The organism is Paenibacillus humicola (assembly GCF_028826105.1).
GTDB classification, from domain to species: domain Bacteria; phylum Bacillota; class Bacilli; order Paenibacillales; family Paenibacillaceae; genus Paenibacillus_Z; species Paenibacillus_Z humicola.
Map to the genome: position 1 here is coordinate 660067 of NZ_JAQGPL010000001.1, position 14950 is coordinate 675016.

General features: G+C 61.2%; 13 protein-coding genes. 11 read left to right on the forward strand and 2 right to left on the reverse strand.

Annotated features, from left to right (window positions below):
- Positions 1-131: 131 nt before the first annotated feature.
- The 3 genes from PD282_RS03135 (at position 132) to PD282_RS03145 (ending at position 2448) form a co-directional block, all read left to right on the forward strand.
- Complete coding sequence (locus PD282_RS03135) at positions 132-356, forward strand: YneF family protein (protein ID WP_274648936.1); 225 nt, start codon at positions 132-134, stop codon at positions 354-356.
- A gap of 39 nt (positions 357-395) precedes the next feature.
- Entirely contained in the window at positions 396-989 is a 594-nt protein-coding gene (folE, locus tag PD282_RS03140; protein WP_274648937.1) for a GTP cyclohydrolase I FolE, read from the forward strand.
- Positions 990-1359: 370 nt separating this feature from the next.
- Positions 1360-2448 (forward strand): mandelate racemase/muconate lactonizing enzyme family protein, encoded by a 1089-nt coding sequence (locus PD282_RS03145; protein WP_274648938.1) that lies wholly within the window; start codon positions 1360-1362, stop codon positions 2446-2448.
- Positions 2449-2660: 212 nt separating this feature from the next.
- On the opposite strand, the gene PD282_RS03150 is transcribed toward PD282_RS03145, so the two are convergent.
- Positions 2661-3713, reverse strand: coding sequence for an alpha/beta hydrolase (locus PD282_RS03150; protein ID WP_274648939.1), 1053 nt, complete (start codon positions 3711-3713; stop codon positions 2661-2663).
- 311 nt (positions 3714-4024) lie between these two features.
- Here PD282_RS03150 and PD282_RS03155 point away from each other — a divergent pair, with 311 nt between their 5' ends.
- On the forward strand, positions 4025-4771 hold the full coding sequence (locus PD282_RS03155) for an IclR family transcriptional regulator (RefSeq protein ID WP_274648940.1): 747 nt from the start codon (positions 4025-4027) through the stop codon (positions 4769-4771).
- A gap of 110 nt (positions 4772-4881) precedes the next feature.
- On the opposite strand, the gene acnA is transcribed toward PD282_RS03155, so the two are convergent.
- Positions 4882-7593, reverse strand: a complete 2712-nt coding sequence (acnA, locus tag PD282_RS03160) for an aconitate hydratase AcnA (protein WP_274648941.1) — start codon at positions 7591-7593, stop codon at positions 4882-4884.
- A 317-nt stretch (positions 7594-7910) separates the two neighbouring features.
- On the opposite strand from acnA, the gene PD282_RS03165 reads away from it, so the two are divergent.
- From PD282_RS03165 to PD282_RS03195, 7 genes are all read left to right on the forward strand, one after another.
- The gene (locus tag PD282_RS03165; protein WP_274648942.1) at positions 7911-9056 is read left to right on the forward strand and encodes an amidase domain-containing protein; all 1146 of its coding nucleotides are present in this window, start codon (positions 7911-7913) and stop codon (positions 9054-9056) included.
- A 65-nt stretch (positions 9057-9121) separates the two neighbouring features.
- Positions 9122-10243 carry a D-alanine--D-alanine ligase gene (locus tag PD282_RS03170; protein WP_274648943.1) on the forward strand — a complete coding sequence of 374 codons (1122 nt, stop codon included), beginning with the start codon at positions 9122-9124 and terminating at the stop codon, positions 10241-10243.
- Between the two features lie 146 nt (positions 10244-10389).
- Positions 10390-10707 carry a hypothetical protein gene (locus tag PD282_RS03175; protein ID WP_274648944.1) on the forward strand — a complete coding sequence of 106 codons (318 nt, stop codon included), beginning with the start codon at positions 10390-10392 and terminating at the stop codon, positions 10705-10707.
- A gap of 2 nt (positions 10708-10709) precedes the next feature.
- On the forward strand, positions 10710-11843 hold the full coding sequence (gene uvsE / locus PD282_RS03180) for a UV DNA damage repair endonuclease UvsE (RefSeq protein WP_274648945.1): 1134 nt from the start codon (positions 10710-10712) through the stop codon (positions 11841-11843).
- Between the two features lie 89 nt (positions 11844-11932).
- Positions 11933-12703: an enoyl-ACP reductase FabI gene (fabI, locus tag PD282_RS03185; RefSeq protein ID WP_274648946.1), complete on the forward strand. Its 771-nt coding sequence runs from the start codon at positions 11933-11935 to the stop codon at positions 12701-12703.
- Between the two features lie 150 nt (positions 12704-12853).
- Entirely contained in the window at positions 12854-13888 is a 1035-nt protein-coding gene (locus tag PD282_RS03190) for an NAD-dependent epimerase (protein WP_274648947.1), read from the forward strand.
- A gap of 150 nt (positions 13889-14038) precedes the next feature.
- On the forward strand, positions 14039-14860 hold the full coding sequence (locus PD282_RS03195; protein ID WP_274648948.1) for a sulfite exporter TauE/SafE family protein: 822 nt from the start codon (positions 14039-14041) through the stop codon (positions 14858-14860).
- The last annotated feature ends 90 nt before the right edge of the window (positions 14861-14950 follow it).

Here is a 14950-nt window from a genome sequence, read left to right on the forward strand (position 1 = left end):
GGGCAGGCTCGGGGCGGGCGAACAGCCGTCTGTCCGGAGGACCTTCCTGCATTGCGCAGGGGTGCCGTCCATGCTATGATAGGTTGCAAGTTGCGAATATTTCTAAACTTAAGGGTGCGGTGAACGAGAAGATGTGGACGGTTATTATTTCGATCATAACGCTTATAGTCGGCGGAGTTGCGGGATTTTTCATCGGCGTCTATTATTTGCGCAAGCAGCTGGAAAAGATGCAGAACGATCCCGAAATGCTGCAAAAGATGGCGAAGCAGATGGGCTACAATATGAACAAACAGCAGCTGCAGAAAGCGCAGAGCATGATGAAAAATCAGCAGCGGTCCGGAGGAAGGCGCAAATAACGTGCGCCTGGGCCGCCTTCCGGAGGGAGGCCGTCACACATGGCGGGCAAGAAGGATTACGTCAATTCGCTGGTTGGCGACAACCGCGAACAGATCGAATACCATATCAAAGAGATTTTGAAGCTCATCGGGGAAGACGTCGAGCGGGAAGGACTGCTTGAAACGCCGGCGCGCGTCACCCGGATGTATGAGGAAATTTTCGCCGGTTACGACGTCGATCCCCGCGACGTGCTCGGCGTCACGTTCGACGAACAGCACGAGGAGCTGGTCATCGTGCGGGATATCGTGTATTACAGCCAATGCGAGCACCATATGGCGCCCTTTTTCGGAAAGGCGCATATCGGTTATATTCCGAGCGGCAAAATCGCCGGACTCAGCAAGCTTGCCCGCCTCGTCGAAGCGATTACGCGCCGCCTGCAGGTGCAGGAGCGGATTACGTCGCAGATCGCCGATATTTTGGAGGAAGTGCTGAAGCCGAACGGCGTGATGGTCGTCGTCGAAGGCGAGCATTTGTGCATGTGCTCCCGCGGCGTCAAGAAGCCGGGCAGCAAGACGGTCACCTCGGCCGTCCGCGGCGAATTTCGCAAAAGCTCCGCGCTGCGCTCGGAATTTTTGTCGCTGCTCAAGCAATGACGGAACCGTCCTGACGGTCCGGATGAATAGCATGGACCGCCTGCGTTCCGCCCGCGCATCCGCGGGCGGTTTTTTTTGTGCCCTTTATTTGTGCCGCCGACAGGAAACGATCGTGTGAGTCCTCCGAAATCGTCCGGTGCAAGCAGCGGCTGAACAGGTTGCGCGGCGTACGGAAGAACCTGTCGAAAACGCTTGCATTTTCCGGGGGGCGGGCTTAAGCTGGGAATAAACCGTCGTTTTTGTAGGACTAGTCATTTCAGCGGGAGGGTCCCGCTGAGGAGAAACCATTGCCCGCCGAACGCCTGTCCGCGAATCAGACCGTTTTAGTCGCCGGCGGGTAACGGCCGTGGGCTTGAGGGAGGAGAAAAAAATGAAAATTGCAAGCATTGAGACGTTTACGACCCGGCAGCTGTCGTTCGTGCGCGTGACGGCGGAGGACGGGCAGCAGGGCTTCGGCCAAATGGCGCCCTACCACGCCAACATTTCGGCGCTTGTGCTGCACCAGCAGGTGGCGCCGCACGCGCTCGGCGCTGATTGCGACGAGATCGAGGCGCTCGCCGAGAAAATCGTCCGCGAGGAGCATAAGTTTCCCGGCTCGTACATTTGCCGGGCGGTCGGCGGACTCGATACGGCGCTGTGGGACTTGAAGGGCAAGCGCCTTGGCAAAAGCGTCTGCGAGCTGCTCGGCGGCAAGCCGCAAGCGCTCGATATTTACGGCTCCAGCATGAAGCGCAACATCTCGCCGAAGGACGAAGCGGAGCGGATCGCGCGGCTGAAGGATACGCAGGGTATCCGGGCGTTCAAGATCCGGATCGCGAACAATTTCGGGAACGACGTCGACGTCTACCCCGGACGGTCGGAGGAGGTCGTGCGCGAGGTGCGGAAGGCGATCGGGGACGACACGCAGCTGTTCGTCGACGCGAACAGCGGCCTGACGCCGGGCAAGGCGATCGAGATGGGCGGCATGCTCGCCGAATACGGCGTCTGCCATTTCGAGGAGCCGTGCCCGTATCCGGAGCTGGAATGGACGAAGCAGGTGGCCGACGCGCTCGACATCCCGGTCACCGGAGGCGAGCAGGACACGGACCTGGCGCAGTTCAAGCGCATGATCGACATGCGGGCGGTCGATATCGTCCAGCCGGACATCTGCTATGTCGGGGGCATCAGCCGCGCGATGGAGGTCGCCCGGATGGCGGAGGCGGCGGGCATGCCCTGCATGCCGCATGCGGCTAACTTGTCGATGGTCACGGTGTTTACGATGCATTTGGCGGCAGCGATCCCGAATGCCGGCAAATTCCTGGAATTTTCGATCGAGCCGGATACGTGGACGAAGGACCTGTTCACCGAGCCCTTGGCCGTATCGGACGGCAAAGTCCAATTTCCGCAAGGGCCGGGCTGGGGCGTTACGGTCCGGCCGGAATGGCTGGAGCGGGCGGAGTACCGAATCAGCCGCTTGTAAGACGATGCGGCTTCAAGGCCGCAGCACTTGGGCCTGTAGCAGCGGAAGCCTGTCCGATTTTCGGACAGGCTTCTTTTTGTTCCGCTCGAGGCATGCCCATAGAAAAGGCACTGCTTGCTCTAACAGGCGGATAAGGGGTTATGCCGGCTCCGGCGCCCGAGCGGCGGGCGGAGCGCCGGTTATGGAAAGCAGCCGGCGCAAACGGAACCGGGCTACGCCGTGTGAGCGGTTTTATAAGCGTTGTCGACCTGGGCCAGGAAAACGACCGCGCGCTGGATATATTCTCTCGGATATACTTTGAACAGCAGCTCGTGCTTGCCGCCCTTCACGATCCATTCGCGCGACAGCGGGTTGACTTGGCGCGAGGCGATCTCCTCGGCGGTCGTCAGCGGCGCCGTTCCGTCATCCGTGCCGTGCATAACATAGACCGGAAACGGATAGGCGTTCTCTTCGACCTGCTTCGCCGGAATATAGTTGAATCCGGTTCCCGTCCAAAACGGCAGCATCCACTGAATGAGCGGCAGCGACGGAAAGCGCGGAAGGTCCAAGTACTGCCGGATATTGGCGTACAGCGCGTCAGGACTCGGCAGGAACAGGCTGTCGAGCAGCAGCGCGTCGATTTGGTCGGTCTGCAGCGCCGCCTGCAGCGCGGTTCCGGCTCCCATGGAAAATCCCCAGACGATCAGCTGGTCCGTTCCGTGCGTTTTCGCATAATGAATCGCGGCCAGCAGCTCCTGCGATTCCTCATAGCCGCCGGTCGCCGGCGAAGGGTCGGCATGCGAGGCATAGCCGTAATCGAACATCAGGACGTTATAGTGCAGCCGGTGCAGCAGCCCCGCCAGATCGTACATCGGCACCCAGCTTTCCTCGCGGTTCGCCCCGTAGCCGTGGCTGAAAATAATGGTGCGTTTCGAAGACGCGGCACCGGCATCGGCGGAGGCCGCCGGAATGTACCAGCCGTGAACGGTCGTCCGCCCGCTGGCGCTGGGAAAAGAAACGTCCTGATAAGCGAGCCCCTTGGCTTCCATCGGATTGGATGTCAGCGGCGGAACGTAGGGATGCGCGATGATCCAGGCAATATACCCGTGAAAGGCCAGCAGCGCAAACAGGACCATGGCCATCAGGGCGGATAAGACGGCCACCGCGGCATGTCTCCGGCGAGCACGCGCCAGAGCGGGTCCCGAGGGCGCAGGCAGAGGGGAGGGCAGCAGCTCCGGCGGCAAACCTCCGCCTACGGGCAGCGACGGCGTAATGGTCGTACTCATGGTGATTCCCCCTCAAGCATAAAATGCAAAGTCGATCGATGGGACTATAGGGCAGCTTTGCTTGAAGCCGGCTATCCGAAAGACCCAAGCCATTCGTCGCTATGAAAGCGCTTTACGTAATGTATTACCTTTATCGTATGACGAGCTTGACGGATCTGTCAATGAATGTCGACATGATGTTAGCCGATTGTAACGCGGCTGTAATTTTTCAGGAACGGACTGCCAGCAGTCTTTACGGAAAAAGCGGTGTCGGGTATACTGTGTGTAACTGAGTTTCATTAAGTGAAACTGTATCTGCGAGGTGACAAGCCATGGCGGAGGAAGGAAAATCGACCGTACGCGCCGTCGAACGGGCGCTCGATATTTTGCTCGCGTTTACGTCCGGGAGAGAATTTGCGATGACGGAAATCGCCGACAAGGTTGGCCTTCACAAAAGCACCGTTCACCGGATGCTCGCCACGCTGGAGGACAAAGGCTTCGTCACGAGGGACCGCGCGTCCGACCGCTACCGGCTCGGACTGCGGATTTGGGAGCTATCCGCGAACATGGCGGGCGGCGACGATCCGGCCGTGCTCGGCCTGCCCGAGATGGAACGGCTGCGCGACCTGCTCGGCGAAACGGTCAGCTTGTATTTGCGGGACGGCTCGGAACGGATTCGCATCCAGGCAGTGCAGAGCGATCAGGCGGTGCGGCGGGTGGCGCCCGTCGGGGTCAGACTGCCGCTGTACGTCGGGGCGTCCAGCAAGGTGCTGATCGCCTTCGAGGATGCGGAGACGCGCGAGTCGCTGCTGGCAGATCCGTCATGGCCCTCCTCGGTCGATATTGCGCAGTACCGCGAGCAGATCGACGAGATCAGGACGCTCGGCTATGCCACCAGCTTCGAGGAGCGCGAGCCCGGCGCCGCCGCCGTCTCGGCCCCGATTTTCGGCCGCAACGGCAAAATGGCCGCCGCCTTGTCGGTATCCGGGCCGGCCAACCGGCTGACGCCGGAGACGATGCGCCGCCACGCGCCCGTCATCATTGAAGCTGCGCAGCGCATCGGCTCCATGCTGAAATAGCTCGAATCGAGCCGGCTGCCGCAATGAAAAAGAAGCGGAGCCTCAGGCCATTCGGCCTGAGGCTCCGCTTCTTTCGTGATCGGCGCCGAAGCGCTGCGGTTTCTGCTTGACTAGTTGTTGGCGATCATTTGGCGAAGCACCGTCTGCAGGATGCCGCCGTTCCGGTAGTAGTCGACGTCGACCATCGAGTCGAGCCGGACGATGGCCGGGAAGTCAAACGTCGTGCCGTCTTCGCGGGTCGCCGTAACCTGGACCGTCTGGCCCGGCTGTACGTCGTTGCCGAGACCGGTGATGTCGAACGTTTCGCGGCCGGTAAGGTTCAGCGTCTTCCAGCCGTGCCCTTCCTGGAACTGCAGCGGCAGGACGCCCATGCCGACGAGGTTGGAGCGGTGAATCCGCTCGAAGCTTTCGGCGATGACGGCTTTGACGCCGAGCAGGTACGTGCCTTTTGCCGCCCAGTCGCGGGAGCTGCCCGTTCCGTACTCTTTGCCGGCGATGACGACGAGGTTCGTGCCCTTTGCCTGGTACTTCATCGATGCATCATAGATCGACATCACTTCGCCGGTCGGCAGATACGTCGTCACGCCGCCTTCCGTGCCCGGCGCCACCTGGTTGCGGATGCGGATGTTGGCAAACGTGCCGCGCATCATCACATCGTGGTTGCCGCGGCGGGAGCCGTACGAGTTGAAGTCCTCTCTGTTGACGCCATGCTCGATCAGGAATTTGCCGGCCGGGCTGTCGGCCTTAATGTTGCCTGCAGGCGAAATATGGTCCGTCGTGACGGAGTCGCCGAGCAGCGCAAGCACGTTCGAGCCTTTGATATCGGCGATGTCGGCGACGCCTGCGTCGATGTTCTCGAAGAACGGCGGGTTGGCGATGTACGTCGATTTCGGGTCCCATTCGTAGCTCTCGCCCTGCGGTACGTCGATCGCGTTCCAACGCTCGTTCTGCGTGAATACGTTCGCGTATTTCTCGCGGAACATTTCCGGGCTCAAGGCCACGCCGACCGCGTCGGCGATTTCTTTGGACGTCGGCCAAATGTCCTTCAAGTAAACCGGCTGATTGCTGCCGTCGTAGCCGATCGGGTCTTTGGACAGGTCGATATTGACCGTTCCGGCCAGCGCGTAAGCGACGACGAGCGGCGGCGACGCGAGATAGTTCGCTTTGACCTGCGCATGGACGCGGCCTTCGAAGTTCCGGTTGCCGGACAGCACGGCCGCAACCGTCATGTCGTTGTCGGCGACCGCCTTGCTCACTTCGTCCGGCAGCGGGCCGGAGTTGCCGATACAGGTCGCGCAGCCGTAGCCTGCGACATAGAAGCCGAGCGCCTCAAGCGATTCGAGCAGGCCGGCTTTCTTCAAATATTCCGTAACGACGAGCGAGCCCGGCGTCAGGGAGCTTTTCACGTAAGCCGGCTTCTTCAGGCCGCGCTCGACCGCTTTTTTCGCGACAAGGCCCGCGCCCAGCATTACGCTCGGATTGGACGTGTTCGTACAGGACGTGATCGCCGCGATCACGACGGCGCCCGTGCTCATTTTGCTGACCTGGCCGTTCGGATGCTTCACCTCGACCACCTGATCGATCGCGCTGTCGGAAAGACCGTAGCCGCCTTTTTCGATCGGCGTGCGGACGATGTCGTTGAAGGCATCCTTCATCGCCGTCAGCTCGACGCGGTCCTGCGGACGTTTCGGTCCGGCCAGCGAAGGCACGACGGTCGACAGGTCCAGCTCGACGATATCGGTGAATACCGGCTCCGGCGTATCGTCGTTACGGAACATGCCCTGCTCTTTATAAAACGTTTCGACCAGCGCGATCTGCTCTTCGGTACGGCCGGTTGCGCGCAGGAAGCGAAGCGTCTCGGTATCGACCGGGAAGAAGCCGATCGTCGCGCCGTATTCCGGCGCCATGTTGGCGACCGTCGCGCGGTCCTCAAGGCTGATGTTGGACAGGCCAGGGCCGAAAAACTCGACAAACTTGCCGACAACGCCCTTTTTGCGCAAAATTTGCGTGACCGTCAGCGCCAGGTCGGTCGCCGTGGAGCCTTCGGCCAGGCTGCCGGTCAGACGGAAGCCGATAACCTCCGGCATAACGAAGTACAGCGGCTGGCCGAGCATGCCCGCTTCCGCCTCGATGCCGCCGACGCCCCAGCCGACAACGCCGAGACCGTTGATCATCGTCGTATGGGAATCGGTGCCGACGAGCGAGTCCGGGTAAACGACCGTTTCGCCGCCGACCGTTTTCGTCGCCGCGACCGATGCCAGATACTCGAGGTTGACCTGGTGAACGATACCCGTTGCCGGAGGAACGGCGCGGAAGTTATCGAACGCCGTTTGCGCCCAGCGGAGGAAGCGGTAGCGCTCCTCGTTCCGTTTGAATTCGATGTTCATGTTGTACTCGAGCGCTTCGGGAGTGCCGAAGGCGTCGACCATAACGGAGTGGTCGATGACCAGATCGACCGGAACGAGAGGGTTGATCTGCTTCGGGTCGCCGCCCGCTTTCTTCACGGTGTCGCGCATGGCGGCGAGGTCGACGACGACCGGCACGCCGGTGAAGTCCTGCAGGACGATCCGCGCCGGAATGAACGGAACTTCCTTGTCCTCGCGGCCTTCGGCCCAATTGGCCAGCTGTTTCACGTGCTCTTTCGTAATGCCGCGGCCGTCGAACTGACGGACGGCGGCTTCGAGCAGCACTTTGATGGAGAACGGCAGCTTCGAAACGGTGCCGACCCCTTGCTCCTCCAGCCCTTTCAGCCGGTAGTAAGCGTAAGACTTACCGCCGACCTCGAGCGAAGAGCGGACGGCATATTCGTTTTGTTGCGACATGATGATGCCTCCTAAAAGTTTTTTGCGATGCTCCTTAGCGACGCTTCCTAGGCGAGCAAAAAACTGCTTCGGAAGGATTCGCTAAGTTTTTTGCGATGCTCCTTAGCGGTGCGTATACAAAATCGAATCGTGTTTCACTGTATGAAACACGATTTCAAAAATCAACTATATCTTTAGTATAAATTAACCGCGCGAGTTCGTAAAGACGCTTTCAGCGGATCGAAGCGCCGTTTTTTTGCCCAAATTTCATGAATCCTGTATCCGCTTCATATAATGAACCAACTTTGCCAGCCCAAATAAAGCGAGGAGGAGTCGTTATGCCGCGCATGCGAACGGGAAAACCCGTCTTCGGCCGTCCGGCGAGGCCGTCCGTCCGGGCCGCCGCCGGACGATCGGAGACGTCGCCGGCTGCAGGCTCGCCTGCGGATCCCGCCGACCGGTGGAAGGCCGCCGTTCACGACTATGTAAGGCTGTACAATCAAGCGGAAACCGACCGGCTCGCGCCCGATTTCGGCGGACTCGTGACGGATGCGGAGCATCTCGCCCGGTACGAACGGCGCATGCAGCGTCTGCGCGAGCAGGAGCTGGAGCGGGGCGTGCTGTCCCTCCGCAGCGAAACGAACGCGAATCTGCTGCGCATCAGCGAATCCGGCTCGCGGTCGGAGGTCGCGGTGCTCGTCGAGCTGCATATTCGCCGGACGATGGAGCACCGGGGCAGAACCTATACGGAGCAGCGAATCGAACGGGAGCGCCTGTGGCTTGCGAACGACGACGGCTACCGGGTCGCGCGGATCGAGCCGATCGTATCCGAACGCCGTCCGCGATACGGTTCGGCGGAGTCGGAGCTTGTTCAGCTTGCCGCCGAGAACGATCCCGAATGGGCGGAAGCCAAGCCGGAATCCATACCTTATATAAATTATGACTTATTACCGTTTTTCAAACATCAGCGCGCCGGAATTCCATATCGCCGGGATTTGGCCGCCTCCTACGCCGACCGATGGTGGAACGAGCCGAACCCGGCGTACGAAAATTTCGAGGTCAACTGCACGAACTATATCTCCCAGTGCATCTTTGCAGGCAATGCGCCGATGAACTATACTGGTAAAAGGAATTCGGGCTGGTGGTACCGGGGCCGGAGCGGCGGCCGCGAGCTGTGGAGCTACAGCTGGGCGGTCGCGAATTCGCTTCAAACCTATTTGTCCGGCAGCCGGAAAACGGGCATGCGGGCGACGGTCGTCGACTCCGCCGGCCGGCTGGAGCTCGGGGACGTCATTACTTACGATTGGGCCGGGGACGGCCGCTATCAGCACAGCACCGTCGTCACCGCATTCGACGCGGACGGCATGCCGCTTGTCAACGCCAATACGGTTCCAAGCCGGCACCGGTATTGGGATTACCGGGACTCTTACGCCTGGACGGAACAGACGCGCTACCGTTTTTTTCATATCGCGGACGAGTTTTGACCGGAAGGCACATCGGCGAATGGCGCCAGCCCCTAGTGGGACATTATACTACCGGAGGATTGAACATGGGGGAGAAAGTGCGGGTTGGACTTGTTTACGGGGGACGCTCCGGCGAGCATGAGGTTTCACTGCAGACCGCGCTGGCGGTGATGAAAGCTTTTGATTACGACAAGTACGAGATTAAACCCTTCTATATTACCAAACAGGGAGAATGGCGCGCCGGCGCGCCGCTGCTCGCTCCGCCGGATGAGCCGGAGCTGCTTCGCCTAGCTGGCGGCAATGCGGCCTCCGGAACCGACGCGCTCATCCCGGTATTCAACTCCCTGGACGAGCGGAATGTGCCGCAGAACGCGGACGGCAATACGATCGACGTGGTGTTTCCGATGCTGCACGGGACGTTCGGCGAAGACGGCACCATTCAAGGCATGCTCGAAATGGCGAACATCCCGTATGTCGGGGCGGGCGTGCTCGCTTCGGCGGTGGGCATGGACAAGATCATGATGAAGAAGGTGTTCGCGCAGGAGGGCCTGCCTCAATGCGTATACCGTCATTTCAATCGGACCCAATGGGTGAAGGACCCGGCGTTTTTCATTATGGAAGTCGAGGTCGCGCTCGGGTATCCGTGCTTCATCAAGCCGGCCAATCTCGGCTCGAGCGTCGGCATTTCCAAGGCGCGCAGCCGCGAGGAGCTAATTGCGGCGGTCGACTACGCCTTCCGGTACGACCGCAAGGTGATCGTGGAGGAGTTCGTCGACGCCCGCGAAATCGAGGTCAGCGTGCTGGGCAACGATGAACCCCGGGCTTCGGTGCCGGGCGAAATTACATCCTCGAACGAATTTTACGATTATAAGGCTAAATATATCGACGGCAAATCGATGATGCACATCCCGGCGAACATTCCGCCGGACGTGGCGGAGGCGGCGCGCGAGATGGCGGTCCGCGCGTTTCTGGCGATCGACGGGTCCGGCTTGTCCCGCGTCGATTTTTTCCTGCGGAAGGCCGACGGCAAGCTGCTGATCAATGAGGTGAACACGATGCCGGGCTTTACGCCGTACAGCATGTACCCGCTGATGTGGAAGGAAAGCGGCGTCTCTTACAGGGAACTGCTCGATACGCTGATCGAGCTGGCGATCGCCCGCCATACGGAGAAACAGCGCATCGATTACGGCGGCGGAAGCCCGGTCTGACAGGCCGGGGCTTGAATCGATAAAGGAGCGCACGCCGGACAAACGGACAGGCTCGAACGCTTTGCTTGAATCCCGGTCCGCGCGTATCGTCCGGGGGATCCTTTTGCGAGCCTGCCGCTCTCTACATACGGGAAGGAGTGGAAGAGATGGGATTCGAAACGGAATTCAATTCGGTGTGCAAGTTCAAATCGGCGCAGGAGCTGTATGAGCTGCTCGAATACGGGCGGGGCAAAATGGTCAAAAGCGGCTTCCGCGTATATCCGACGGGGCAAAAGGTGATCGCTTATACGCCGGAGAATGAGGCGATCGCGGTCGTGCGAATCGTCGCTTCGATCGCGGAAATCAATTTTCAGGGCGAAGAAGTGACGCAGGTGGAGATGGAGCTCGTGCGGAAGCTGACGGAGGAAGAGGCGCGCGTGCAGACGGCGCTTGCCGACGAGCTGTTTTTCGGGGAGCGGCGCTGAACATGATCGTCCGTTTCGGCTTCGTGGCGATGAGCATGCAGCTGACGAACGCATCGCCGTCCAAAACGATGACCTTCAAAAGCTTCTCCGGCCTGGCCGACCGCGAAGCGGGGCTGCGCCGGCTGGAGCGGATCGCCGGGGAAAATTTGCACAATACGCTGCGGCTGCTTCGTCACTGCGCGGCGCACGGCATCGGCGTGTATCGTTTCTCCTCCAAGCTGATTCCGCTTCTCACGCATGAGGAGCTGCGGGACTGGTCGCCATGGCCGGCGCTGTCGGAACCGTTCGCCGACATCGGCGCGTTCGTGAAGGAGAAGGGGATGCGGGTGTCGTTTCATCCCGACCATTTCTGCGTCTTCAGCACGCCGCGGCCGGAGGTGCTGGTGAGCTCGAAGAGGGATATGGAATATCATGTCCGCATGCTGGAGGCCATGGGGCTGGACGAGCGGGCGAAATGCAACATCCATATCGGCGGCGCCTATGGCGACAAGGCCGCTGCGGGCGAGAGGTTCGTCCGCCAGCTCGGCGGGCTGCCGGACCAGTTCCGCAGCCGCATCACGCTCGAGAACGACGACAAAACGTTCACCGCCCGCGAAACGCTGGAAGCGGCCGAAGCGGCCCAAACGCCGATGGTGCTGGACATTCACCATCATGCGGTGAACGGCGGCGGAGAGACGGAGGCGTCGCTGCTCGGCGATTTGTGGCCGCGCATCGTGCGCACCTGGGAGCGCGAAGCCGAATTGCGCCGGATTCGTCCGCAAGCCGGGCAGGAAACCGGCGCCGGGACAGCGAATAAGGTTAGCGTTGGACAGGATGCCCGCCCGGCGGCGGTTATGGCAGCGCTTGCGGATGCGGCCGAGGATTCGGCGGCCGGACAAGCCCCGCTACCGCCGAAGCTGCACGCGTCGAGCCCGAAGAGCGCGGGCGACCCGCGCGGCCATGCGGACTATGTCGAGACTGGGCCGCTCGTCCGCTTCCTGCGCGAGACGGCCGGATCCGTTCCGGCGCTCGACTGCATGCTCGAGGCGAAGCTGAAGGACGAAGCGCTGTTTAAGCTGATGGACGACATGCGGGCGCTGGAAGCGGCGGGGGAAGGCATTCGCGTCGTCGACGGCGGAACCATCGAGGTGCGCTGATCCCATTTTCGCGCGGGTCCGGGTTTATTTTCATGCCATCGGTTAACCTAATGAATCTTCCCGAATCGGGAGAGGGGGAACTTGTGAAGATGAACGGATTGTTAGAGGGCAAAAATATGTTGGTTATGGGCGTGGCCAACGACCGCAGCATCGCTTGGGCGATCGCGCAGGCGCTGGCGGCCCAGGGCGCCCGGCTGGCGTTTACGTACGAAAGCGAGCGCGTCGAGGAGCGCGTGCGCAAGCTGGCGGACACGTTACCCGACTCCGTCGTGCTGCCGTGCAACGTAACGGTGGACGAAGAAATCGACACGCTCGTCACGCACCTGAAGGAGCATTTCGGCGTGCTGCACGGCCTGGTGCACAGCATTGCGTTCGCCAAGACGGAGGAGCTTGAGGGAATGTACGTCAGCACGTCGCGCGCGGGATTTGCGCTTGCGCACGATATCAGCTCGTATTCGCTGACGGCGGTCGCCCAGCGCGTTTATCCGCTCATGACCGAAGGCGGCAGCATCATGACGATGACGTACCTCGGCGCCGAGCGCGCGCTGCGCAACTACAACGTAATGGGCGTGGCCAAGGCGGCGCTCGAGGCGTCGGTCCGCTACCTCGCGGCCGATCTGGGCCCGTTCAATATCCGCGTCAATGCGATTTCCGCCGGTCCGATCCGGACGCTGGCGGCGAAGGGAATCAAGGACTTCAACGCCATCCTGCGCCAGGTCGAGGAGAAGTCGCCGCTGCGCCGGACGACCGATGCGGCGGAGGTTGGCGATACCGCCATGTTCCTCATGAGCGGGCTGTCCCGCGGCATAACGGGCGAAGTGATTTACGTCGACAACGGCTACCATATTGTCGGGGTTTAACCTCCGTGCCGCGCTTATAATCGATCAACTGCTTCGATCAGCGATGCAGGCTGCCGTTTCCGCTTTCGGTGACGGCAGCCTTTTGCGCGCTACGCGGCCGGAATGCGCTCCGCCGAAGCCGTGAACCTGCAGGGGAAATGAGGGACGTACATGAAGACGGAGACACTGCTTGTAACCGGCTGCGCGGGATTTATCGGCTTCCACGCCGCAAGGCGGTGGCTGGCGGAGGGCGGGCGGGTGATCGGGCTCGATAGCCTCAACGACTACTACGACCCGGACCTGAAGCGGGCGCGGCTTGCGCAGCTTCGCCGGCAGCCGGGCTTCGCCTTCGTGCAGGCGGCTTTGGAGGAGCGGGAGGCTGTCGAGCGCTGCTTTGCCGGCGGGCACCGTCCCGACGCTGTGCTGCATCTCGCCGCGCAGCCGGGCATCCGGTACAGCCTCGTCAATCCGCAGGCGTATGTCGATGCGAACGTGACCGGCTTTCTGAACGTGCTTGAAGCCTGCCGCAGCTATGGAACGCGCCATCTGCTGTTCGCGTCATCGAGCTCGGTTTACGGCAGCAATACGGCGATGCCCTTCTCCGCTTCGGATCCCGCAGATCACCCGATCAGCCTGTACGCCGCAACGAAAAAAGCGGGCGAGCTGATGGCGCACGCCTACAGCCACCTGTACGGCATTCCCGCGACGGGGCTGCGCTTCTTCACCGTATACGGGCCGTGGGGGCGGCCGGATATGGCGGTGTACAAGTTCACGAAGGCGATTCTCGCCGGGGAGCCGATCGCCGTTTATAACGAGGGGCGGATGAAAAGAGATTTTACGTACGTGGACGATATTATCGAGGGGATCGTGCAGCTCATTCCGCGTCCGCCCAAGCCGGATCCGGCTTGGAACGGCAGCCGGCCGGATCCGTCGACGAGCGGTGCGCCGTACCGGATTTACAACATCGGCGGCTCCCGGCCGGTCGGCCTGCTCGACTGCATCGCCGCGATCGAACGGGCGCTGAAACGGCGCGCCGTGCTCGATTTGCTGCCGATGCAGCCGGGCGACGTGCCGGAGACGTTTGCCGACGTCGGGCCGCTCGTCCGCGAGATCGGCTATGCGCCGAAGACCCCGATCGAGGAAGGGATTCCGAGGTTCGTGGAGTGGTATCTGGCGTACCATAACAAGCGGCAGACCTTCGAATGAACGGGAGATACCAGGCATCGGCTTCGCTTTTTCGCACGATTACATCCAAGATGACCGGTTCTGGTGGCGGAAAAAGGATCAAATAGGGTAAAATAGTACTATTGTGAATATTCCGCGCCGGCGTCGAATAAGGAAGAGAGGCGGACGCCTATGATTGAAATCGGGTTACTGGTGCTGCTGGGGCTTGTTTCCGCGGTTTTCGGAAGCATCGTCGGCCTCGGCGGGGGCATCATTATCGTGCCGACGCTCGTGCTGCTCGGCCCGCAGCTGACGGGAGCGCCGATCGGGCATGCGACCGCGGTAGGCACCTCGCTGGTGGTGCTGATCGTGACAGCGCTTGCGTCGACGATGACCTACGCGAAGAAGAAACGGGTCGATTTCCGCAGCGGGTGGCTGCTGTTCATTACGAGCGGGCCTGCGGCCATGGTCGGGTCGGCGCTGACGAACCAGCTGAAGAACGGCACCTTTCAGCTTGTATTCGGCTGCTTCATGCTGCTGATGGCCGGGCTGCTCGTCGCCCGCGATTATATGAAGCCGGTCACGCGAAGCTGGCCGATCGAGCGGACGTTCACGGACGTGGAAGGCCGGTCGTACGAATACAGCTACGGCATCGTTTCTCTGCTGCTGGTCGGTCTCGGTGTCGGTCTGATCTCCGGCCTGTTCGGCATCGGCGGCGGCTCGCTGTTCGTGCCCGCCATGGTGCTCCTGTTCCGGTTCCCTCCGCATGTGGCGGCGGCGACGTCGATGTTCGTCATTTTTCTGTCGTCGATTCTCGGGAGCGGCGTGCACGTCTGGCTGGGCGAAACCGACTGGTACGTCGTCGCCGCGCTCGTGCCGGGCGCTTGGGCAGGCGGCAAAATCGGCGCCTACATCGCGTCGAGGCTGTCGGGGAACGGGCTGCTGTGGCTGCTCCGCATCACGCTGGTGCTGCTGGCGGTCCAGCTCATCGTCGAAGGCTGGACGCAGCTTTGACGCCGCGGCTGGCAATAAACGGGCGAAACTTTGCCGGACAGGCGGCGTATTGTAGTAAAAGCGATAACGAACTCATAGAAAGTAGCGTGA

Bases quoted from the DNA above. Each gene is read 5' to 3' on its own strand.
- PD282_RS03165 (WP_274648942.1), top strand. From the start codon at position 7,911: ATGCCGCGCATGCGAACGGGAAAACCCGTCTTCGGCCGTCCGGCGAGG.
- PD282_RS03175 (WP_274648944.1), top strand. From the start codon at position 10,390: ATGGGATTCGAAACGGAATTCAATTCGGTGTGCAAGTTCAAATCGGCG.
- PD282_RS03195 (WP_274648948.1), top strand. From the start codon at position 14,039: ATGATTGAAATCGGGTTACTGGTGCTGCTGGGGCTTGTTTCCGCGGTT.
- fabI (WP_274648946.1), top strand. From the start codon at position 11,933: ATGAACGGATTGTTAGAGGGCAAAAATATGTTGGTTATGGGCGTGGCC.
- acnA (WP_274648941.1), bottom strand. From the start codon at position 7,593: ATGTCGCAACAAAACGAATATGCCGTCCGCTCTTCGCTCGAGGTCGGC.
- PD282_RS03190 (WP_274648947.1), top strand. From the start codon at position 12,854: ATGAAGACGGAGACACTGCTTGTAACCGGCTGCGCGGGATTTATCGGC.
- PD282_RS03170 (WP_274648943.1), top strand. From the start codon at position 9,122: ATGGGGGAGAAAGTGCGGGTTGGACTTGTTTACGGGGGACGCTCCGGC.
- uvsE (WP_274648945.1), top strand. From the start codon at position 10,710: ATGATCGTCCGTTTCGGCTTCGTGGCGATGAGCATGCAGCTGACGAAC.
- folE (WP_274648937.1), top strand. From the start codon at position 396: ATGGCGGGCAAGAAGGATTACGTCAATTCGCTGGTTGGCGACAACCGC.
- PD282_RS03150 (WP_274648939.1), bottom strand. From the start codon at position 3,713: ATGAGTACGACCATTACGCCGTCGCTGCCCGTAGGCGGAGGTTTGCCG.
- PD282_RS03155 (WP_274648940.1), top strand. From the start codon at position 4,025: ATGGCGGAGGAAGGAAAATCGACCGTACGCGCCGTCGAACGGGCGCTC.
- PD282_RS03135 (WP_274648936.1), top strand. From the start codon at position 132: ATGTGGACGGTTATTATTTCGATCATAACGCTTATAGTCGGCGGAGTT.
- PD282_RS03145 (WP_274648938.1), top strand. From the start codon at position 1,360: ATGAAAATTGCAAGCATTGAGACGTTTACGACCCGGCAGCTGTCGTTC.